The organism is Streptomyces sp. N50 (assembly GCF_033335955.1).
In the GTDB taxonomy this organism is placed as follows: Bacteria; Actinomycetota; Actinomycetes; order Streptomycetales; family Streptomycetaceae; genus Streptomyces.
This window is the reverse complement of sequence record NZ_CP137549.1, coordinates 6,818,075-6,838,404: the sequence shown is the minus strand read 5'-3', so window position 1 is coordinate 6,838,404 and position 20,330 is coordinate 6,818,075. Positions and strand designations below refer to the sequence as shown.

Sequence of the window (20,330 nt, the reverse complement as noted above, 5' to 3'; positions counted from 1 at the left end):
GTCTATCGGCGTCGCAGAGGCAGCGGGGCGCCCATGACTGCGTACGGCTTCGGTGCGCTCGGGAACAGGACCTGGCGGGCGAGGTCCTCGTAGCCGAGGGAGCGGTAGAGGCCGCGAGCCGGGCTGTCGGTGTCGATCGCGGAGAGGATCGAGCGGGGTTCGGTGGCCGCGTCCGTGATCGTGGTGATCAGGGAACGGCCCGCGCCGCGGTTCTGGTAGTGCGGGTGGACGTGCAGCTCGGTGATCACGAAGGAGTCGTCGAGCCAGTCGTCGTGGTCCTGGGCCCGGAGGTACGGCTCTACGACTGTGGACCACCAGTGGGTGCGGTTGTTCGGCATGCCGTAGACGAAGCCGACGAGGCGCTCCGCTGAGGTGGCGCCGAGGGCTCTTGCGCCTGGGTAGGTCATGTGGCGCAGGACGATCTGCCTGCGTACGGCTACCTCGTCCGCGCCCAGGCCGAAGGCGAGGGCCTGTACGGCGAGGGCTTCGTCCACGCGGGCCGAGAGGTCCAGGGGGCCGATCACGACGTCTTGGGGGTGGCGGTGACCGTGACCGGGAAATCGCATGTGGGGAGAGTACAGGGGGGTGACGGTTGTCGTTCGAGTGCCGGTCGTATGTGGCTGGTCGCGCCCACGCGGCGGAGCCGCAAATCGATACAGCCCCGCGCCCCTAAAAGCCTCTAGAACAGGACGCTCATGAAGGCGCCGACCTCTTGGAAGCCGACCCTCAGGTACGCCCTTCTCGCCGGGGTGTTGAAGTCGTTCACGTACAGGCTGACCACCGGGGCCACGTCCGCCAGGGCGTAGCGCAGTACGGACGCCATCGCGGGGGCCGCCACGCCCCTCCCCCGGTACTCGGGAGCCACCCACACACCCTGGATCTGGCAGGCCTTGGGTGTCGCGGCGCCGATCTCCGCCTTGAAGACGACCTTGCCGTACTCGTCGAGGCGGGCGAACGAGCGCCCTGAGCCTACGAGTTCGGCCACGCGGGCCTGGTAGAGGAGGCCGCCGTCACCGGCCAGGGGGGAGACGCCGACCTCCTCGGTGAACATCGCCACGCACGCCGGCATGATCGTGTCCATCTCGTCCTTGCGGATACGGCGGACGTACGGGTCGGGGGCGATGTCGGTGGGCATGCGGTCGGCGACCATGAGGGGCTGGCGGGCGCGGACCTCGCGGGCCGGGCCCCAGCTCGGTTCGAGGAGGCGCCAGAGCTGGGCCGTCGCCTCGGCCGGGCCGACGATCGAAGAGCAACGGCGGCCGGCCCTGCGGGCGCGGTCGGCGAAGGCGCGGACGGCCCTGGGGGTCGCGCAGATCGGGACGAGGTTGGCGCCCGCGTAGCAGAGGGACGTCAGCATGCCGTCCTCGTACCAGCCCCACATCTCGCCGCCGAGCCGCCAGGGGTCGAGGCCCGCGACCTGCACCCGCGAGGTCACGAAGGCGTTCGTGACCGGCTCGCGGTCGAGCACGGCGAGCGCGGCGTCCAGGTCGCTCGGTTCGAGCACCCGAGAGGTGGTCTGGGTCAACACGTGCGGGGCCTCACCCTAAGGTCTGCTGATCTCCGCACTGTACCTGCGGAAGCTGAGCGGTGCCGCGTTGTGTTGCCGTTCGCTTCTCTGGTGGGGGTGGGTTGAGTGGGCGTCTCTGGGGGCTGCCGCCCCCAGACCCCCGCTTTCGGCCTGGACGGCCTCGTCCTCAAGCGCCGGACGGGCTGATTGTGCCGACCTGCGCCGAAAGCGAAGCCCAAGAACCGGTGACGCCTAAGTCCCCTGGCAAGGGAAGCCCAGCCCCCTGCAGCCCAACCCCTCAGCCCGCGACCGAAACCGAAGGCTCACCCGAGGCAATACCGTCCGCCTCCATCTGCTCGGCGATCTTCATCGCCTCCTCGATCAGCGTCTCCACGATCTTCGACTCGGGCACGGTCTTGATGACCTCGCCCTTGACGAAGATCTGGCCCTTGCCGTTGCCGGAGGCGACGCCGAGGTCGGCTTCGCGGGCCTCGCCCGGGCCGTTCACGACACAGCCCATGACGGCGACGCGCAGCGGGACCTCCATACCCTCCAGGCCCGCCGTGACCTCCTCGGCCAGCTTGTACACGTCGACCTGGGCGCGGCCGCAGGACGGGCACGACACGATCTCCAGGCGGCGGGGCTTGAGGTTCAGGGACTCCAGGATCTGGAGGCCGACCTTGATCTCCTCCACCGGGGGCGCCGACAGCGAGACGCGGATCGTGTCGCCGATGCCCTGGGAGAGGAGGGCGCCGAAGGCCACGGCCGACTTGATCGTGCCCTGGAAGGCGGGGCCCGCCTCGGTGACGCCGAGGTGGAGCGGGTAGTCGCACTGGGCCGCGAGCTGGCGGTACGCCTCGACCATCACGACCGGGTCGTTGTGCTTGACCGAGATCTTGATGTCCTGGAAGCCGTGCTCCTCGAAGAGGGACGCCTCCCACAGCGCCGACTCGGCCAGCGCCTCGGGGGTCGCCTTGCCGTACTTCTTCAGCAAGCGAGCGTCCAGCGAGCCCGCGTTCACACCGATGCGGATCGGCGTGCCGTGGTCCTTCGCGGCCCGCGCGATCTCCTTGACCTTGTCGTCGAACTGCTTGATGTTGCCAGGGTTCACACGGACCGCGGCGCAGCCCGCCTCGATCGCCGCGAAGACGTACTTCGGCTGGAAGTGGATGTCCGCGATCACCGGGATCTGCGACTTGCGCGCGATGGTCGCCAACGCATCCGCGTCGTCCTGCGTGGGGCAGGCCACGCGGACGATCTGGCAGCCGGACGCCGTCAGCTCGGCGATCTGCTGCAGCGTGGCGCCGATGTCCGACGTACGGGTCGTCGTCATGGACTGCACCGACACCGGCGCGTCGCCGCCGACCGCCACGGTGCCGACCTGGATCTGCCGGCTCTTGCGGCGCTCGGCGAGCCGGGTCGGAACGGACGGAATGCCGAGAGAAATCGCAGTCATCTGCTGTGCAACCCCAAGTCGTGGATCAAGGCCCCGGTCCCGGAACAGCGGGCTCCAGGCTTCGAGATTACGTCAACCGCATGGGCCCGAGCACATCCCGGCCGTAAACCCACCCAATGGAGGGCGGCCCCACATCAAGGATGTGAGGCCGCCACGAACTACGAATGGCTAGGAGATTTTCACCGGGTTAACCACGTCCGCCACGAGGACCAGCAACGTGAAGCAGACGAAGATCCCCGCCACCACATAAGCCACCGGCATCAGCTTCGCCACGTCGAACGGGCCCGGGTCCGGGCGCTTGAGCACCTTCGCCAGGTTCCGCCGCAGCGCCTCCCACAGCGCGCCCGCGACATGGCCGCCGTCGAGCGGGAGCAGCGGGAGCATGTTGAAGAGGAACAGGGAGAGGTTGAAGCCGGCCACCAGCATGAGGGCCATGGCCAGTTGCTGGGTGGGCGGGATGTCCAGGGTGAAGATCTCGCCGCCGACGCGGGCCGCGCCGACCACGCCCATCGGGGAGTCCGCCTGGCGGGGGGCGCCGTCGAAGGCCGCGTTCCACAGGGCCGGGATCTTGCCGGGGAGGGCCGCGATGGAGTCGACGGCCTCGCCCATGCGGTCTCCCATCCAGGTGACCGAGTCGCCGAAGTCCTGGCGGACGATGCCGGTGGCCGCGCTGAAGCCGAGGAAGCCGGCGGTGACGTACTGGCCCTGGACGATCTGGCCGCTGGAGTCCTTCTTGGCGACCTGGTTCGACGCGATCTTCGCGTGCAGGGTGAGGGCCTGGCCCTTGCGCTCCACGACGATCGGGACCGTCTTGCCGGGGGTGGCGCGGATCAGGTCGGAGAGCTTGTTCCAGTCGGTCGTCTTCACGCCGTTGAAGCTGACGATCTTGTCGCCCGCCTTCAGGCCCGCCGCGGCGGCCGGGGAGGCGGGGTCGCTCGCCTTGCAGGTGTCGCGGTTCTGGCTCTGCGCGATGACGCACTCGGAGACCGAGCTGACCGTGTTGGTCTGCTGCGAGATGCCGAAGCCCATCAGGACGGTGAGGAAGAGCGCGACGGCGAGGATGAGGTTCATGAAGGGGCCCGCGAACATCACGATGACCCGTTTCCAGGGCTTGCGTGTGTAGAACAGGCGGGACTCGTCGCCGGGCTCAAGCTCCTCGAAGGCCGCCGAGCGGGCGTCCTCGATCATGCTGCGCCAGGGCGAGGTGGAGCGGGACTCTATCCTGCCGTCCGGTCCCGGCGGGAACATGCCGATCATGCGGATGTAGCCGCCGAACGGGATGGCCTTGAAGCCGTACTCGGTGTCGCCCTTGCGCTTGGACCAGATGGTCGGGCCGAAGCCCACCATGTACTGGGGCACCCGGATGCCGAAGAGCTTCGCGGTGGAGAGATGTCCCAGCTCGTGCCAGGCGATCGAGACCAGCAGGCCGACCGCGAAGACGACTATGCCGAGGATCATCATCAGGGCTGTCATGCACGCGCCTCCGCGTTCGCCGTGGTCGTCTGCGCTGTCAGTTCGCGGGCCCGGGCGCGTGCCCAGGTCTCCGCTTCGAGGACGTCCGGCACGGTCAGGGAAGTTCCCGTGGCCGGTGTCCCGTGTTCCTCGACCACCCGTGTCACCGTCTCCATGATTCCGTTGAACGGCAGCGCGCCCGCGCGGAACGCCTCCACGCACTCCTCGTTCGCCGCATTGAACACCGCCGGAGCCGTGCCCGCGAGCTGTCCCACCTGCCGGGCCAGGCCGACCGACGGGAACGCGTCGGTGTCGAGCGGGAAGAACTCCCACGTCGACGCCTTGCTCCAGTCGAACGCGGGCGCCGCGTCCGGGACCCGCTCGGGCCAGCCGAGCCCGATGGCGATCGGCCCGCGCATGTCGGGGGGCGTCGCCTGGGCGAGTGTCGAGCCGTCCGTGAATTCCACCATCGAGTGGACATACGACTGCGGGTGCACGACCACCTCAATGCGATCGAAGGGAATGTCGTACAGCAGGTGCGCCTCGATCACCTCCAGCCCCTTGTTCACCAAGGTCGCCGAGTTGATCGTGATCACCGGGCCCATCGCCCAGGTGGGGTGCGCGAGTGCCTCCTCTACGGTCACTCGCGCCAGGTCGGCTTTGCTACGGCCGCGGAAGGGGCCGCCGGACGCGGTGACGACCAGCTTGCGGACATCGGCTCGCGTACCGGCCGCGAGGGCCTGGAAGAGCGCCGCGTGCTCGGAGTCCACCGGGATGATCTGGCCGGGCTTGGCGAGCGCCTTCACCAGCGGGCCGCCGACGATGAGCGACTCCTTGTTGGCGAGCGCGAGGACGCGGCCCGCCTCCAGGGCGGCGAGGGTGGGCGCGAGTCCGATGGACCCGGTGATGCCGTTCAGCACGGTGTGGCAGTCGGAGGCGGCGAGTTGGGTGGCCGCGTCGGGACCGGCGAGGATCTCCGGGAGCGGCTCCCCCGCGCCGTACTGCGCGGCGAGCGCTTCGCGCAGTGCCGGTACGACGTCCTCGCGGGCGACCCCGACCGTCCGCACCCTGAGCTGGTAGGCCTGCTCGGCGAGGAGCCCGACCCGGCCGCCGTTCGCGGAGAGTGCGGTGACCTTGAAGCGGTCCGGGTTGCGCAGCACCAGGTCGATGGCCTGGGTGCCGATGGACCCGGTGGACCCGAGGATCACCAGGGCCTTGGGACCGTCGCCCACGACGGGGTCGTAGACGAGATGTGGGTCGGCGAGGGGTGCTGGACTGTCGCTCATCCCTCCATTGTTGCCGCAACGGGTGCCCGGGTGGACAGCGGTTCCCTCGGGCGGGTGGCTTATCGGCTCTCGTCGGTGATTGAAGGGAAATCCCCCTTTGTGAATACGGCGTGAAGGTCATGTGATAACACTTCAGTCCTGCGCCGGTGGACGACCGGCGCGTGGACGACATCCTGGGGGGATTCTCCATGCGGAAACGCGCTGCCCTGCCCGCGCTCGCGGGCGCCGTGATATTCACCGGCACCCTGCTGAGCACCCCGGCCGAGGCCGCCGGCGGCGTCACGATCTACCACGTCTGGTTCGACAGCCCGGGTTCGGACAACCGGTCGAACACGAGCCTGAACGGCGAGTGGGTACAGATCAAGAACACCAGCCGGTCGGCGATCTCGCTCAAGGGCTATGTCCTCAAGGACGTCTCCAACCACCGCTACACCTTCAAGAACATCAAGATCGGCGCCGGCAAGTACATCAAGGTGCACACCGGCAAGGGCACGGACACCGCGTCGAACACGTACCAGGGCCGCGCCGCCTACGTCTGGAACAACACCAGCGACACGGCGACGCTGACGAAATCCAACGGCAGCAAGGTCGACACCTGTTCGTGGACGACGCGGGATCCGAGCGACAAGTACTGCTGAACGAGGGCTAGTTGACGGGTCGGTGGAGGTTGTCCGCCTTGGACGGGCCCGGGGTCGTGTCGGCGATCCAGGGTCCGTCGCCCGACGGGTCGACGATGCCTTCCTCCAGCCATGTGTACGCGCCGCCCATGACGCCCTTGACCACCTTGCGGTCGACGGTGTCGGTGTTGGTCCACAGGCGGCCGAAGAGTTCCTCGACGCGGATGCGGGACTGTTCGCAGAAGGCGTCGGCGAGTTGGTAGGCCTCGCGGCCGTGATCGCCCTGGGTGCGCAGGAGTTCGGCCCGTACGCAGGCCGCGCTCATCGCGAAGAGTTCCGCGCCGATGTCGACGATCCGGCCCAGGAAACCCTGCTTGGTCTCCATACGGCCCTGCCAGCGGGACATCGCGTAGAAGGTCGAGCGGGCCAGCTTGCGGGCGTTCCGCTCGACATAACGCAAGTGCCGGGAGAGGTCGATGCCGTGGCGGAACTCGCCGTAGGTGCCCGGGAGTTGGCCGCTGCCCGCGACCAGCTTCGGGAGCCACCTGGCGTAGAAGACACCCGCGTTCGCGCCCGCTTTCGCCTTGTCCTGAAGGGACTTGTCCGGGTCGATGAGGTCGCCGGCGACCTTGAGGTGGGCGTCGACGGCCTCGCGGGCGATGAGGAGATGCATGATCTCCGTCGAGCCCTCGAAGATGCGGTTGATCCGGAGGTCGCGCAGGACCTGCTCGGCGGGGACCGCCTTCTCGCCGCGGGCCGCCAGCGACTCGGCCGTCTCGAAGCCCCGGCCGCCGCGGATCTGGACGAGTTCGTCGGCCATCAGCCAGCCCATCTCGGACGCGAACAGCTTGGCCAGCGCGCCCTCGATGCGGATGTCGTTGCGGTCCTCGTCGGCCATCTGCGAGGACAGGTCGAGTACGGCCTCCAGGGCGAAGGTCGTCGCCGCGATGAAGGAGATCTTCTTCCCCACCGCCTCGTGCTCGGCGATCGGCCTGCCCCACTGCTCACGCGCCGCCGACCACTCGCGGGCGATCTTCAGGCACCATTTGCCGGCCGCGACGCAGGACGCGGGGAGGGAGAGGCGGCCCGTGTTGAGGGTGGTGAGGGCGATCTTCAGGCCCGCGCCCTCGGGGCCGATGCGGTTCGCGGCCGGGACCCGGACCTGGTGGAAGCGGGTGACGCCGTTCTCGATGCCGCGCAGGCCCATGAAGGCGTTGCGGTTCTCGACGGTGATGCCGGGCGAGTCGGTCTCCACGACGAACGCGGTGATGCCGCCCTTGCCGTCCTCGGTCTTCGGCACCCGGGCCATCACGACCAGGAGGTCGGCGATCACGCCGTTGGTGGTCCAGAGCTTCACCCCGTCGAGGACGTACGCGTCCCCGTCCCGCACCGCGCTGGTCGCGAGCCGCGCCGGGTCGGAGCCGACGTCCGGTTCGGTGAGCAGGAAGGCGCTGATGTCGGTGCGGGCGCAGCGCGGCAGGAACTCCGCCTTCTGCTCGTCCGTGCCGAACAGCTTCAGCGGCTGCGGTACGCCGATCGACTGGTGGGCGGAGAGCAGCACGCCGACCGCAGGGCAGGCGGAGCCCGCGAGGGCCAGCGCCTTGTTGTAGTACACCTGGGTGAGGCCGAGGCCGCCGTACTTCGTGTCGATCTTCATGCCGAGGGCGCCGATCTCCTTGAGGCCGGCGATGACCTCGTCGGGGATGCGCGCCTCGCGCTCGATGCGGGCGGCGTCGATCCGCGTCTCGCAGAAGACGCGCAGCTTCGCGAGGAACTCCTCGCCGCGCCGGGCGTCCTCGGCGGGCGGGAGGGGGTGCGGGTGGATCAGGTCGAGCCGGAAGCGGCCGAGGAACAGTTCCTTGGCGAAGCTGGGCTTGCGCCAGTCCTGTTCCCGGGCCGCCTCCGCCACCTGCCGGGCTTCCCGCTCGGTGACGGTGGGTTTGCTGGATGGAGCGGACATGAGGCTCACCTCGCCGCGAATCGGGCCCTCGGACCATGGCGGTTACCGACGGGTGCTACCCGTTCGTATGTACCCGATCCACCGCGAAGCAGCCACCCTTCGCGCGTCCGTTCAGCCGATGTCGACGGAGTACGCCTTCGTGTCAAGCCGCCCCGAGCCCTTGAAGACCTCGGTGCCGGACTCGATGCCGGAGAGGTACTTGTCATTGCTCAGCAGCTTCCGCCGGACGAGCGCCTGGGTGAAGTCGTCGATGTTCAGGGACGCCTTCGTGGTGTTGCTCCGACGGATGAAGGAGTAGACGTTCCAGCCGATGTTCCCCTGGTAGATGTCCCACATCGCGCCATCGAGGCTGACGCTGCCGTACTTGGTGCCGAGCGGGCCCGCGCCGCCCTGCCGGTTGAGCCAGATCATGATCTCGTCGGTGGGCTGGTCGGCCCAGTCGGCGGTGTTCTTGGAGTGCAGCCACAGGTCGTACGCGACGTCGAGGGTGCCGGGGTTGCCGCTGAGCGCGAACTCCCAGCTGGTCTTCACCGGCTTACGGTCACCGACGCGGACCGGCAGCCCGGTGGTCGCCTTGTCGACCTTCCAGCCCCAGTGCCAGCCGAGGACGGTGCTCGCGAACGTCTTCACATCCGCGTCGGTGCCCTTGCCGCTGTTGGCCCAGGTGAAGGACGTACCCCACGAAATCGTGGACCCCGACTGGGAGTTGTCCCACACGCACTGGCTGCCGGTGGCCTTGTCACGTCCCCACTGGTTGTTGTTGACGTAGTACTTGCCGAGCGTGACGGTGTCGTCGGCCGTGCACTTCTTGCTCGACTCACCCGCCTGGGCGACGGTGACACCGGCGAGGGCCGCGAGGGCCACCGCGGTGGCGACCAGTGTCTTCCGCTTCTTCGACAGGCGGGGTCTGCGGTGTTGCATCGGGGGTCCTTCCGGGGGACGGTTCGTCTACGGCCCATCAGCGGCCGCTACGACCTCTCTGTGGTCGCCGGCCCGCCCGGAGGTTGCCTTCCCTTCATGGAGAATCCCGCTGAACCGACCTCGACGAGAAAGTGTCGAAGCGCTTCGACAACCTATGGACACCCACACCGCCTGAAGCTAATGTCGAACCACCCTCACCCGCCCTTGTCAGCAACGCGCACTGTCGAAGCGCTTCACAAAGCTTGGAGAGCTGGATGGTCACCCTCGCCGAGGTCGCCCAGCACGCCGGAGTCTCGGCGAGCACGGTGAGCTATGTCCTCAGCGGCAAGCGGTCCATCTCCGGAGCCACCCGGCAGCGGGTCGAGCAGAGCATCCGCGAGCTGGGCTACCACCCGAACGCGGGCGCCCGCGCCCTCGCCAGCAGCAGGTCGAACATCATCGCGCTGATGGTGCCGCTGCGCACCGACATGTACGTGCCGGTGATGATGGAGATCGCCATCGCCGTGGCGACCACCGCCCGCCTGCACGGCTACGACGTGCTGCTGCTCACCGGCGAGGAGGGTCCCGACGCGGTGCGCCGGGTCACCGGCAGCGGCCTCGCCGACGCGATGATCCTGATGGACGTCGAACTCGACGACGAGCGGCTGCCGTTGCTGCGCGGCACCGACCAACCCTCGGTACTCATCGGCCTCCCCGCCGACACCACCGGACTGACCTGCGTCGACCTCGACTTCGGGGCGACCGGCGCGCTGTGCGTGGAACACCTCGCCAAGCTCGGCCACCACGACATCGCTGTCATCGGCGAGGCCCCCGCGGTCTACGAGCGGCACACCGGTTTCGCCGAGCGCACCCTCGACGGACTCCGGTCCCGCGCACGGGAGTTGGGCCTGCGCGTGCTGCACCGGCCGTGCGAGGGCGGGTACGACGCGATGACGACGACCCTGGCCCGGATCTTCGACGAGCGCCCCGGCACCACGGGCTTCGTCGTGCAGAACGAGTCGGCGGTCGAGCCGCTGCTCGCCCTGCTGCGCCAGCAGGGCCGGGCCGTGCCGGAGGACGTGTCGGTGGTCGCGGTCTGCCCCGACCAGGTCGCCACCCAGGCCTCGGTGCGGCTGACGTCCGTCGCCATCCCCGCGCAGGAGATGGGCCGTTACGCCGTGGAGCACCTGGTGGCCAAGCTGGACGGCCACGGCAGCGACGAAGTCGTGCTGATCACACCGGAGTTGACGATGCGGGCGAGCACGGGACCGGCACCGTCGGCTTCTTGACCAACCACGCTCCACGTGTTTGTGCGGTTACCCCCTGTTCTGCTTTCCTCCAGGAGCACTCCTCGTGAATCAGCATGCCGAAATCCAGTCCGAGGTCAGCCTCGCGCAGTCCTCCCCCACCATCGGAACGTTCCGTGAGCGGGACGGCGCGCTGGAGTGGAGCGGCCGTCAGGAGACCCTGCGGATCGAACCGTGGGGGCCGGACGCGGTACGGGTCAGGGCCCGGCTCGGCGGCCCACTGCTCGACGGGCTGCCGGGCGCGCTCCTGGACGAGGCACCGGCCACCGAGGCGAGCGTCAAGATCGAGGACGGTCAAGGGACCCTGACCGTCGGCGACTTGACCGTCGAGGTCGACGCCGAGGGCCTGGTCCGCTTCCTGTGCACCGACGACTCCAGCGAGCTCCTCGCCGAGGCCCGCGCCCACTTCTGGTGGCCCGGCTCGCGCCTCTACACGGCGGTCGGCAACGGCCATCACCGCCTGGAGCAGCGCTTCGCCGCGTACGAGGACGAGAAGCTGTACGGCCTCGGACAGCACCAGCACGGGAAGTTGGACCAGAAGGGGCTGGTCCTCGACCTGGTGCAGCGCAACGCCGAGGTCGGCATCCCGGTGCTCGTCTCCAGCCGGGGCTACACCCTGCTGTGGAACAACCCGGCGATCGGCCGCGTGGAGCTGGCCGGCAACGGCACGCGCTGGGTGGCGGATTCGGCCCGGCAGATCGACTACTGGATCACCGCGGGCGACCCGGCCGACGGCCAGCGCCGCTACAGCGCGGTGACGGGCCGTACGCCGATGCTCCCCAAGTGGGCGGCGGGCTTCTGGCAGTGCAAGCTGCGCTACCGCACCCAGGCCGAACTCCTCGCCGTGGCACGGGAGTACAAGCGCCGCGAACTCCCCCTCTCCGCGATCGTCTGCGACTTCTTCCACTGGACGCACCTCGGCGACTGGAAGTTCGACCCGGCCGAGTGGCCCGACCCGGCGGCCATGGTCCGCGAACTCGACGAGCTGGGCGTGAAGTTGGTGGTGAGCGTCTGGCCGTCGGTGTCACCCCTGAGCGAGAACCACTCCGCCCTGGAACAGCGCGGCTACCTCATCGGCACCCAGTACGGCCCGATGGCCCACGCCGACTGGCCGGACAAGGGGGTCGCGTCGACGGTCCAGGTGGCGTTCTACGACGCGACGAACCCCGAGGCCCGAGACTTCCTGTGGTCGAAGATCCGCGACAACTACCTTGTGCCGTACGGCATTACGGCCTTCTGGCTGGACGCCTGCGAGCCCGAGCTGAAGCCGGGCTTCCAGGAGAACCTGCGGTACTGGGCGGGCCCGGGACTGGAGGTCGGCAACCTCTACCCGGCCGAGAACTCCCGTACGTTCGCGGAGGGGTTGCGCGCCGAAGGCGCCGGCGACGACGAGGTCATCACCCTCAACCGCTCGGCGTGGGCGGGCAGTCAGCGCCACGGCGCCGCGCTCTGGTCGGGTGACATCGGCACCGACTTCCCGACACTGCGCCGCCAGATCGCCGCGGGCCTCAACACCGCGCTGTCCGGCATCCCTTGGTGGAACACGGACATCGGCGGCTTCCACGGCGGCGACCCGGACGACCCGGCGTACCAGGAAGTCATGGTCCGCTGGTTCCAGTTCGGCGCGCTGTCCCCGCTGATGCGGCTGCACGGCTTCCGCGACCCGGGCATGCCGCTCGGCCCCGACATGACCGGCGGCCCCAACGAGGTCTGGTCGTACGGCGATCGGGCCCTGCCGATCCTGGAGAAGTACCTGCGGCTGCGCGAGCGACTGAAGCCGTACGTCCTCGACGTGATGCGCGCCGCGCACACGGAGGGGCTGCCGGTGATGCGGCCGCTGTTCCTCGAATTCCCCGGGGACCCGGCGACCTGGTCGGTCGACGACGCGTATCTCTTCGGCCCGGACCTGCTGGTCGCGCCGGTGCTGACGGCGGGCGCCACGGTCCGTACGGCGTACCTCCCGGCGGGCGCGTGGTGGACGGACGCGTGGACGGGCGAGACGTACGAGGGCGGTACGGCGGTCACGGTCGACGCGCCGCTGGACCGGATTCCGCTGTTCCTGCGGGACGGGGCGGCGTTGCCGGTGACGGAGTAGGGGTCGGGGCGCCCGGTGGGGGCGGGCGCCCGTGACGCTTCCGTTGCGCGGAACTGTGGCCTCCGTCACAGCCGTACCGATCTTGTTCTGCTGGACTCCTTCGATGGTGTTACGCAAGCTCGCCATCGTTGCGGGCCTCGCCGCGTTCGCCCTGTATCTCTGGGGTCTGCTGCACGTCCTCGGCGCGCTGCTGGAGGCGGAGGACGGCGGCACCGACTCGTCGCCGCTGCGGCCCTGCCGTACGACCGGCTGGCAGTACGACAAGAAGGCCCAGAGCGTCACCGACTACTCGGTGGACTTCGTTCCGCTCCGGTTCGTCTGCGAGACGTCGGACGGCGGGAGTTACGTCGCCGACACCGTTCCCGGGTACGTGAATCCTGCGGTGTTCGGCCTCGTGCTGACCGCGCTCGGCTGCTGGGTCTCTGCCCTCGTCGTGGCACCGCCCGGCCCTCGCGGAGTACGAGGACCGGGCGGCTGACTGACCTACATGCGGGTCAACTACTGGTGACGCTCTCGCTGTTGGTGGTGAAGTCGAGCCCGCCGGACGAGGACGTGATCTCGAACCCGAACTGCAGGTCCCCGATGGTCACGTTGCCGAACCAGCCCTTGGTGTCCTTGATCCACTTGAGGATCGACAGGACGTTGACCGTGCCGGAGCTGGAGTTCGAGGTGCGCACGAACGAGAACACGTCGTTGGCGCCGTTGTTGCCCTTGTAGACGGTCCAGGTGTGACCGCCCAGCGTGAGGGTGCCCTGCGAGGTGCCGAGCGGGCCGACGGCTCCGGTCTTGTTCATCCAGAGCATGATCTCGTAGTCGTAGTTGGTGTCCCAGATGTCGTACGACGTGTTGTACGCGCCGGACGACGGGACCGAGACGTTGTAGCTGCTGGACAGCGAACCGAGCGAGGTGATCGACTTGTTGATCACCTTCTTGGCGTTCGGATAGGCCTTGATACCACCGGTGTTGGGGTGGTTGGCGTTGACGCCCCAGTTGGTACCGGAGTTGGCCCAGATGCACTGGCTGCCGGCGCCGGAGCCCCAGATGTCGTTGTAGAGCGTGTAGCCGTTCAGAGTCGTGGTGCCCCACTGGTCGCAGGAGCTCCAGACGGCGGCGGAGGCGGGGGCCGACGCGAGCGCGACGGTGGCTCCGAGCGCGAGTGCGGGGGCGAGAACGGCCGTAAGTACGCGGCCCTGCTTGCGTGTTGCCATGGTGTCCCTTCCATGGGTGGGGGGAGGTGCGAGTGGCTACCGCGCCCCCAGGGTGAGGACGCGGTCTTCTCCGGCGACGAGGTCGAGCGGCTCCGTGCCGGAGGAAGTCCGGAGTTCGACGCGGTGGGTTCGGGACGGCCGGATCAGGGCCGTGGCGGAGTGGGGCGTCCAGCTCAGATCGACCTCCGCCCCGAACCTCGTGCGTACGCCGGTGAGTTGACCGTGCGGATACGCCGCCGGTAGCGCGGGCAGCAGGACCAGCCGGTCCGGGGTCGACTGCACGAGCGCCTCGACGACCACACCGGGCAGGGTGTGCGCGGCGTCCGCGTTGTAGACGTCGCGGTTCGGGTAGTGCGCGCTCATGAACGAGGCGTGGAAGAAGTCACCGTCGAGCACCTGCCCGAGGGCATGCGCGACCCGCTCGCCGTCGCGGAGGCGGGCGGCGACGAGCGCGTGGTGGAGGTGCCCGTGCGCGGAGTCGTTCTCGGCGCCCCGGAGTTGGAGCGCGCGCTGCGCGGCTGCGGCGAGGTGCGGGGTGTCGTAGGGGTTGATCTCGTCGAGGGGCCAGACACCGTAGAGGTGGCTGAGGTGCCGGTGGTCGTAGGTGTCGTCGAGGCCCGGCCAGGCCCATTCGGCAAGCGCGCCTTGGGAGTTGACCCGGTGCGGCGGCAGCCGGTCGGCGAGGGCGAGCCAGCGGAGGGCCTCTGGCGTACCCGGGTGGTAGGCGGCGGCCGTGTGGAGTGCGTGCCGGGCGGCGGACAGGTCCATCGCCGCGTCGATCGCGCCCCAGCTGGCGTTGGCGTTCGCGGGGCGGTTCTCGGGCGAGTAGGAGGGGACGACGACCACGTGGCCTTCGGGGGCGTCATGGGGTGCGGTGAGGAAGTCCTCGTAGAACACGGCGACTTCGGCCAGCACGGCGGCGGTACGCGGATCGCGGGCACCGCGCGTCTCGTCCTGGTCGACGAGCGGCTTGAGCAGCCAGTCCGCCCCGGCGGTCCACAGGTGCAGCGGGTACTCCCGGCTGAAGTGGTACGACAGCCCGGACTCCCCGTCGGTGTGCGCGGGCGCGACGACACCCCGGGCGCCGAAGACGGCACGGGCGTTCTCCCGCCAGTCGTCCAGCTGACGGTGAATCAAGGAGGCGAGAGCGTCGGTGACTTCGGTCAGGTCCGCGCTCGCGGCGGACGCGGTCTGAAGGTTGAGGTTCGCGTCGTTGGTGAACGCCCCCGACCAGGCCGTGTTCCAGTCGCCGGTCCACAGCCCAGTGAGCCGGGGCGGGAACAGTCCGCTGGAGGAGAGCAGGTGATACCGGCCGGCCGCGAAGAGCCGTTCGAGGAGGGCAGGGCTGCGGGGCCGCTTCAGCAACTCACTCCCAGGGAGGGCGCGTTCGGCATCGTCGGCGTGGAGATCGAGGGCGACGCGGGCGTAGGCCGTGCGGTGAAGCGCGAGGTGGCGGTCGAGGAGCGCGTCGTAGGCCTGCTGCCGGTCGGCGAGCAACTCCCGTAGCGCGCGCGTCTCCTCTACGACATCCAGCTCGCCGGTGTGGCGGCGGACTCGGGTGAGGAGGAGGACCTCGTCGGCCCCGGCGATCCGAACTCCCGCCGAGGTGAGCCGTGTTGTACCGCCGGTGACCACGGCGAGGGTGACTCCGGTGTACGCGCGGTCGCTGTCGGGATAGCGGACGCGGAGGGTGAGGACGGCGCCGTCGGAGGTGAGGAGCGTGCCGTGGCCGACGCCCAACCCGGATGGCGCACCCGGGAGTTGGTGCTCCTGGGCGAGGTCGAGGGTGAGGTCGGTGGCGGTGACGTGCTGGACGATCACATCGTCGGCGCGGGAGACGAAGACGCGGCTGCGCCAGTCGTCGCAGCGGGCGCTGACCTCGCCGGTGGTGAAGTCGACGGTACGGCGGTAGTCGCGCCCGGCCGCGCCGGACTGCCTGCGCAGCCGTAGCTGGAACGCCGGGTGGAAGGGCTGCACCCACTGGAGCGGGCGGCCGTCGGTGAAGCTCTCGGCGGCGGCGAGGTCGCCGGCGAGCAACCTGGCCTGGAGCGCGGGGAGTTCGGCGGCGAGGCGTGGGGGCCCGGCGTGTTCGGCGCCGTTCGGGCGGACGAGGGTGTGGTGGGTGACGATGACACGGTCGTCGTTCGGATCGCCGAACACGAGGACGCCGTGGTGGCCGTTGCCGCTGAGGAAGGCGTCCTCCCAGCGGGCGGCGGGGAGGGGCTCCCAGGTGGCGTGCGCGGGGCCGGGGGCCGGAGGGCCGGCCGGTGCGGGTTCGCTGGTCATGGGCGCAACACTGCCGCACCGTAGCGGCCGAGGGTGATCTCGCCCTCGGCGGTCGTGTCGGTGAGCACGTCGTGCCGGGTGCCGGGGAGCTCGACGGTGACCGGTTCGCGGCTGTGGTTCAGGAGGAACAGCAGTTCCCCGCGCCGTACGGCCTCGACGCCCGGGGGAAGCCCGGCGAGCACCGGTCGGACGCCCGCCCCGGCTGCCACCCGGGTGAGCAGGGTGCGCAGCGCGTGCGGTTCCGGGAGGGTCGAGACGTACCAGGAGCGGCCTGTGCGGAGGACGGCGGGAAGACCGTCCAACTCGCCGCCCTTGTAAGGAATCACCTCGTCGACGCCGTCGTCCTCCGGCTCGATCTCCTCGGACCACAGCGTCCCGCGCAGGCCCTCGCACTCCACCGTCTCCCCCGCGTCCAGCGGCCACCACTCGTGCAGGGTGCGGATGCCGAACAGTTCGCGGAGACGGGGGTCCATGCCGCCGGGGCGTACCCGGTCGTCCTCGTCGGCGATGCCGGTGAGGAAGCCGGAGATCAGGGTGCCGCCGTCGCGGACGTACGCGAGGAGGTTGTCGATCGCGGTGTCCGTGAGGAGGTAGAGCTGCGGGACGACGACCAACTTGTACGCGGACAGGTCGTGTTCGGGGTGGGCGAGGTCGGTGGTGAGGTGGGACTCCCAGAGGGCGCGGTGCCAGGCGCGGAGGACGTCCGGGTAGTCGACCTCGGTGGAGAGACGGCCGTCCTGCGCGCCGGCCCACCAGGCGTTCCAGTCATGCAGGATCGCGATGTCGGCGGTGATGTGAGTGTCCGTCACCTCGCCGCCGACACGGGTGAGTTCGGCGCCGAGCTGCTTCACCTCCTGGAAGGTGCGGCCCCGCTCCCCCGCGTGGCTGAGCATCCCGGAGTGGAACTTCTCGGCGCCCTGCCGGGATTGACGCCACTGGAAGTAGCAGACGGCGTCGGCGCCACGGGCCACGGCTTGGAGGGACCAGAGGCGGTTGAGGCCGCGTGGTTTCGGGTGGTTCACGCCGCGCCAGTTGACGGGTCCGGCGGCCTGTTCCATGAGCATCCAGGGACCGCCGTGCGCCTGGGAACGGGTCAAGTCCTGGACGAGGGCGGCGCTTTGGGCGCCGAGGGGATCGCGCGGATCGGGGTACAGATCGACCGAGACGACGTCCTCCTCCTCGGACCAGCGCCAGCCGTCCTGCCCCACCCACATCGGCATGAAGTTGGTGGTGACCGGAAGGTGCGGGGTGTGCCGGCGGACGATGTCGCGCTCGGCGGTGTAGCACTCCAGGAGCATGTCGGAGGTGAAGCGCCGGAAGTCGAGCACGTGGGTGGGGTTGTTGAGGTAGTGGGCGTGACGTGGGGGCAGGACGCCGTCCCAGGTGTCGTAGCCCTGGCTCCAAAAGGCGGTTCCCCAGGCCGAGTTGAGGGCGTCCAGCGTGCCGTACTTCGCGCGCAGCCAGCGACGGAAGGCGACGGCGGCCTCGTCGCCGTAGTCGAAGGTGCAGTACTCGTTGTTGATGTGCCACATCGTGAGCGCGAGGTGACCGGCGTAACGGGCGGCCAGGGCCTCGGTGATGGCGGCGGCGTGGCTGCGGTAGACGACGCTGGAGTGCGAGAAGTGCTGCCGTCCGCCCCACCACTCGATACGGCCGTCCGCGTCGCGGGGCAGCGTCTCCGGGTGGAGTCGGCCGAGCCACGGCGGCGGGGAGGAGGTGGGCGTGGCAAGGACGACGCCGATGCCGTTGTCATGCATGAGGTCCATCAAGCGATCGAGCCAGCCGAACTCCCGTGCCCCCGGCTCGGGTTCGAGCCTGGCCCAGGAGAAGACGCCGAGGGTGACGGAGTTGACGCCGGCGTCCTTCATCAGCCGGACGTCCTCGTGCCAGGTCTCCTCGGGCCACTGTTCGGGGTTGTAGTCACCGCCGAAGAGAATGCGTCCACGCGTGGCATCGCTGAGCTGAGGCATCAGAGCTGCTCCCCGTACTGGATGCCGCGCCCGTTGGTGGCGAGGTACACGCGCCCGTGGACGCGCGGATCACCGACGACGGCCTGCCCGACCCAACCCCACTGATGTTGGTCGTCGTTGATCCGCACCCAGGTCCTGGCCTCGTCGTCGGAGCGGTAGACGGCGGTGATGGTCTCGGTGGAGCCGACCTGGTAGATCGCGGGGTAGTCGGCGCCGGAGGCGGCCTTGCCGAAACCGAGCGTGTAGGAGGCCCAGCAACTAGCCACCTTCGAGAAGCTGACACCCCCGTCGACGGACCGGTAGAGCCCGTTCCACTTGACGCTGAGCCACAGGTCACCGGAGCGCCCGGGCGCCGCGACCAGCTGGAACTGACTGTCACCGGCGGGCAGTCCACCCGCACGCTGTGCGAACGAACGGCCACTGTCAGTGCTGGCGTATAGCGTTCCTGTGTCGGTGTCGTATGCGTAGAAGAGCGTCGGGTCGGCCGGGTCGGCGACCGGCGTGGCGCCCTTCGGGAAGGAGGAGACCTCGGTCCAGGTCGCGCCGTTGTCCGCCGAGCGGTGAGTTGGGTACTTCGTGCCGTCCCAGTGCACGAAGGACCACAGCAGCGTACCGCCGTCGGCGCTGGTGGCGATCGGCCCCGGTGAGTCCCCGGCGATGTCGGGCTGGGCAGCGAAGGGCGCCCAGCTCCGCCCGCCGTCGCGGGAGTACGCACCGTTGCCGTTGTCGCCGAAGCCCGTGCGGACGACGTAGGACGGCCTGCCCGCGGCCTGCGCGATCCCGGTCGCCGACCCGAACACGGGGTTCGTCGCCATGCCGCGCGACGGAGACGCCGTGAGCCGCTCGTGGTACATCACGCCGATGTCCCGCGAGGCGCTGATCAGGTGCGCCTCCCCGACCGGGGGCGAGATCAGCTGGATCACGGACGTCTCCTCCAGGCCACGGATCCGCGGCGCCCAGTGGGTGAGGTCACGGGTGCCGTAGAGCGTGGCGCCGGTGCCGTACACGACGTGCTTCGAGTCGTACGGGTCGACGGCCACGGCCTGGATCCACCAGCCGAACTTCGGCTGTTCAGCACCCCACTTGAGGAAAGGAGTCTCGGACACGTCGAAGACAGCGGCGTCCTTGAGGGACGTCCAGGTACGGCCGCCGTCGGTGGTCCGGTACAGGGTGTCGACGGCCGCCCAGCGGTTGTTGGTGGAGACGACGACGGTGCCGGCGCGCCGGGCGTCGACGGCGACCCCGCCGTAGCCGAAGGTGTCACTGGACCCGTCGGAAGTGGTCCCGCCCGGTACGACCGGCGTGACGTCCGTCCAAGTCCCGCTCACGACAGCCAACTTGTGCACACTGCCGGTGGACTGGCCGTTGGGCCCGGGCGCGTCGGCGTACGTCACGTACAGCTCACGGGAGCGTGCGTCGTACGCGGCCCGGATCGGGACCTTGGCGGAGGTGCCGGTGGGCTGCGCGGGGACGGCGGTCCAGGTGGTGCCGTCGGCGGTGCGGTAGAGGTTGACGGCGGTCGCGCTTCCGTCGCCGTCACCCCACCCGGCGTAGACGGCACGGCCGACGGCGACGAGGAAGGTGACGCCTTGGCCGGAGGCGCCGGCGGTAGCCGGGAACCCGGTCACGGCTGCCCAAGTGGCGCCCCGGTCGGTCGACTTGAGCAATCCGTCGTGCCGGGTGCCGAGCCACAAGGTGTCACTGTCACGCGGATCGACGAGCAGCCGCTCCCCCACCCCCCGCCCGTCCTCGTTGCCGCCGAGCTTCACGGTGAGGTCGGTGCGGGTCCAGGTGGCGCCCCGGTCCTCGGAGCGGAGGATCGCACCATTGCCGGCCCAGGACTGGGCGTATGTGCCGACCGCGAGGTACAGCCGGTCCGGGTGTGCGGGGTCGACGGCGAGGGCTTCCACCCCGAGCAAGTTCCAGTCGTCCCAGCCGAGTTGGTCGGTGAGGGGGGTCCAGCGGGCGGTCCGGTCGTCCCAGCGGTAGGCACCGCCGATGTCGGTGCGGGCGTAGGCGAGGCCGCGGACGGAGGGGTGGAAGAGGATGCCGGTGACGAATCCGGTGCCGCCGATGACGGCGTTACGCCAGCGATAAGCGGGGGTGGCCGTGGTGGCTTCCGCTGCCTGCGCCCTGGTGGTGAGAAGCGGCACGGTGGTAAGCGCGGCAACTGCAGTACCCGCGAGAACGGCACGCCGGCTCATTTCGGACGCGCGCATGACACACCTCGTTCTACAGAGAAACGGTCAGGGGAGTTCCTTTAGGGGCGCGGGGAACTGCGCGACC

Annotated in this window: 15 protein-coding genes; 4 read left to right on the top strand and 11 right to left on the bottom strand. The window is 69.6% G+C overall.

From position 1 onward, the window contains the following. Window positions 1–2: 2 nt before the first annotated feature. The 5 genes from R2B38_RS30950 to dxr all read right to left on the bottom strand — a co-directional run bounded on the left by R2B38_RS30950 (window position 3) and on the right by dxr (window position 5,701). Window positions 3–566, bottom strand: coding sequence for a GNAT family N-acetyltransferase (locus R2B38_RS30950; protein ID WP_318019154.1), 564 nt, complete (start codon window positions 564–566; stop codon window positions 3–5). Window positions 567–679: 113 nt separating this feature from the next. Further along, a complete protein-coding gene (locus tag R2B38_RS30945; protein ID WP_318019153.1) occupies window positions 680–1,528 on the bottom strand; it encodes a GNAT family N-acetyltransferase in 849 nt (282 codons plus the stop codon). Between the two features lie 277 nt (window positions 1,529–1,805). Further along, window positions 1,806–2,963, bottom strand: coding sequence for a flavodoxin-dependent (E)-4-hydroxy-3-methylbut-2-enyl-diphosphate synthase (ispG, locus tag R2B38_RS30940; protein WP_318019152.1), 1,158 nt, complete (start codon window positions 2,961–2,963; stop codon window positions 1,806–1,808). 168 nt (window positions 2,964–3,131) lie between these two features. Continuing rightward, window positions 3,132–4,424, bottom strand: coding sequence for a site-2 protease family protein (locus R2B38_RS30935; RefSeq protein WP_318021842.1), 1,293 nt, complete (start codon window positions 4,422–4,424; stop codon window positions 3,132–3,134). A gap of 8 nt (window positions 4,425–4,432) precedes the next feature. After that, window positions 4,433–5,701, bottom strand: coding sequence for a 1-deoxy-D-xylulose-5-phosphate reductoisomerase (gene dxr / locus R2B38_RS30930; protein WP_318019151.1), 1,269 nt, complete (start codon window positions 5,699–5,701; stop codon window positions 4,433–4,435). Window positions 5,702–5,889: 188 nt separating this feature from the next. Between dxr and R2B38_RS30925 the strand changes: the two genes are divergently transcribed. After that, on the top strand, window positions 5,890–6,339 hold the full coding sequence (locus R2B38_RS30925) for a lamin tail domain-containing protein (protein WP_318019150.1): 450 nt from the start codon (window positions 5,890–5,892) through the stop codon (window positions 6,337–6,339). Between the two features lie 7 nt (window positions 6,340–6,346). On the opposite strand, the gene R2B38_RS30920 is transcribed toward R2B38_RS30925, so the two are convergent. Next, window positions 6,347–8,278, bottom strand: coding sequence for an acyl-CoA dehydrogenase family protein (locus R2B38_RS30920; RefSeq protein ID WP_318019149.1), 1,932 nt, complete (start codon window positions 8,276–8,278; stop codon window positions 6,347–6,349). 111 nt (window positions 8,279–8,389) lie between these two features. Next, window positions 8,390–9,199: a GH12 family glycosyl hydrolase domain-containing protein gene (locus R2B38_RS30915; RefSeq protein ID WP_318019148.1), complete on the bottom strand. Its 810-nt coding sequence runs from the start codon at window positions 9,197–9,199 to the stop codon at window positions 8,390–8,392. A gap of 254 nt (window positions 9,200–9,453) precedes the next feature. On the opposite strand from R2B38_RS30915, the gene R2B38_RS30910 reads away from it, so the two are divergent. The 3 genes from R2B38_RS30910 (at window position 9,454) to R2B38_RS30900 (ending at window position 13,058) form a co-directional block, all read left to right on the top strand. Beyond that, entirely contained in the window at window positions 9,454–10,467 is a 1,014-nt protein-coding gene (locus R2B38_RS30910; RefSeq protein ID WP_318019147.1) for a LacI family DNA-binding transcriptional regulator, read from the top strand. 64 nt (window positions 10,468–10,531) lie between these two features. Next, the gene (locus R2B38_RS30905) at window positions 10,532–12,580 is read left to right on the top strand and encodes a TIM-barrel domain-containing protein (RefSeq protein WP_318019146.1); all 2,049 of its coding nucleotides are present in this window, start codon (window positions 10,532–10,534) and stop codon (window positions 12,578–12,580) included. Window positions 12,581–12,683: 103 nt separating this feature from the next. Then, complete coding sequence (locus R2B38_RS30900) at window positions 12,684–13,058, top strand: hypothetical protein (RefSeq protein ID WP_318019145.1); 375 nt, start codon at window positions 12,684–12,686, stop codon at window positions 13,056–13,058. A gap of 16 nt (window positions 13,059–13,074) precedes the next feature. Here R2B38_RS30900 and R2B38_RS30895 read toward each other — a convergent pair whose 3' ends face one another. Genes R2B38_RS30895 through R2B38_RS30880 form a run of 4 tightly spaced genes read right to left on the bottom strand, consistent with a single transcriptional unit; the run spans window position 13,075 to window position 20,263 of the window. Further along, window positions 13,075–13,788, bottom strand: a complete 714-nt coding sequence (locus R2B38_RS30895; protein WP_318019144.1) for a glycoside hydrolase family 12 protein — start codon at window positions 13,786–13,788, stop codon at window positions 13,075–13,077. A gap of 36 nt (window positions 13,789–13,824) precedes the next feature. Further along, window positions 13,825–16,074: a glycosyl hydrolase family 95 catalytic domain-containing protein gene (locus tag R2B38_RS30890; protein WP_318019143.1), complete on the bottom strand. Its 2,250-nt coding sequence runs from the start codon at window positions 16,072–16,074 to the stop codon at window positions 13,825–13,827. Next, on the bottom strand, window positions 16,071–18,044 hold the full coding sequence (locus R2B38_RS30885) for a beta-galactosidase (protein ID WP_318019142.1): 1,974 nt from the start codon (window positions 18,042–18,044) through the stop codon (window positions 16,071–16,073). The genes R2B38_RS30890 and R2B38_RS30885 overlap by 4 nt, the downstream gene beginning before the upstream one ends. Beyond that, window positions 18,044–20,263, bottom strand: coding sequence for a 1,4-beta-glucanase (locus tag R2B38_RS30880; RefSeq protein ID WP_318019141.1), 2,220 nt, complete (start codon window positions 20,261–20,263; stop codon window positions 18,044–18,046). The genes R2B38_RS30885 and R2B38_RS30880 overlap by 1 nt, the downstream gene beginning before the upstream one ends. Window positions 20,264–20,330 lie beyond the last annotated feature (67 nt).

Coding starts and splice junctions, on each gene's coding strand:
- R2B38_RS30950 (WP_318019154.1), bottom strand. CDS start 566: ATGCGATTTCCCGGTCACGGTCACCGCCACCCCCAAGACGTCGTGATC.
- ispG (WP_318019152.1), bottom strand. CDS start 2,963: ATGACTGCGATTTCTCTCGGCATTCCGTCCGTTCCGACCCGGCTCGCC.
- R2B38_RS30935 (WP_318021842.1), bottom strand. CDS start 4,424: ATGATGATCCTCGGCATAGTCGTCTTCGCGGTCGGCCTGCTGGTCTCG.
- dxr (WP_318019151.1), bottom strand. CDS start 5,701: ATGAGCGACAGTCCAGCACCCCTCGCCGACCCACATCTCGTCTACGAC.
- R2B38_RS30925 (WP_318019150.1), top strand. CDS start 5,890: ATGCGGAAACGCGCTGCCCTGCCCGCGCTCGCGGGCGCCGTGATATTC.
- R2B38_RS30920 (WP_318019149.1), bottom strand. CDS start 8,278: ATGTCCGCTCCATCCAGCAAACCCACCGTCACCGAGCGGGAAGCCCGG.
- R2B38_RS30915 (WP_318019148.1), bottom strand. CDS start 9,199: ATGCAACACCGCAGACCCCGCCTGTCGAAGAAGCGGAAGACACTGGTC.
- R2B38_RS30910 (WP_318019147.1), top strand. CDS start 9,454: ATGGTCACCCTCGCCGAGGTCGCCCAGCACGCCGGAGTCTCGGCGAGC.
- R2B38_RS30900 (WP_318019145.1), top strand. CDS start 12,684: ATGGTGTTACGCAAGCTCGCCATCGTTGCGGGCCTCGCCGCGTTCGCC.
- R2B38_RS30895 (WP_318019144.1), bottom strand. CDS start 13,788: ATGGCAACACGCAAGCAGGGCCGCGTACTTACGGCCGTTCTCGCCCCC.
- R2B38_RS30890 (WP_318019143.1), bottom strand. CDS start 16,074: ATGACCAGCGAACCCGCACCGGCCGGCCCTCCGGCCCCCGGCCCCGCG.
- R2B38_RS30885 (WP_318019142.1), bottom strand. CDS start 18,044: ATGCCTCAGCTCAGCGATGCCACGCGTGGACGCATTCTCTTCGGCGGT.
- R2B38_RS30880 (WP_318019141.1), bottom strand. CDS start 20,263: ATGCGCGCGTCCGAAATGAGCCGGCGTGCCGTTCTCGCGGGTACTGCA.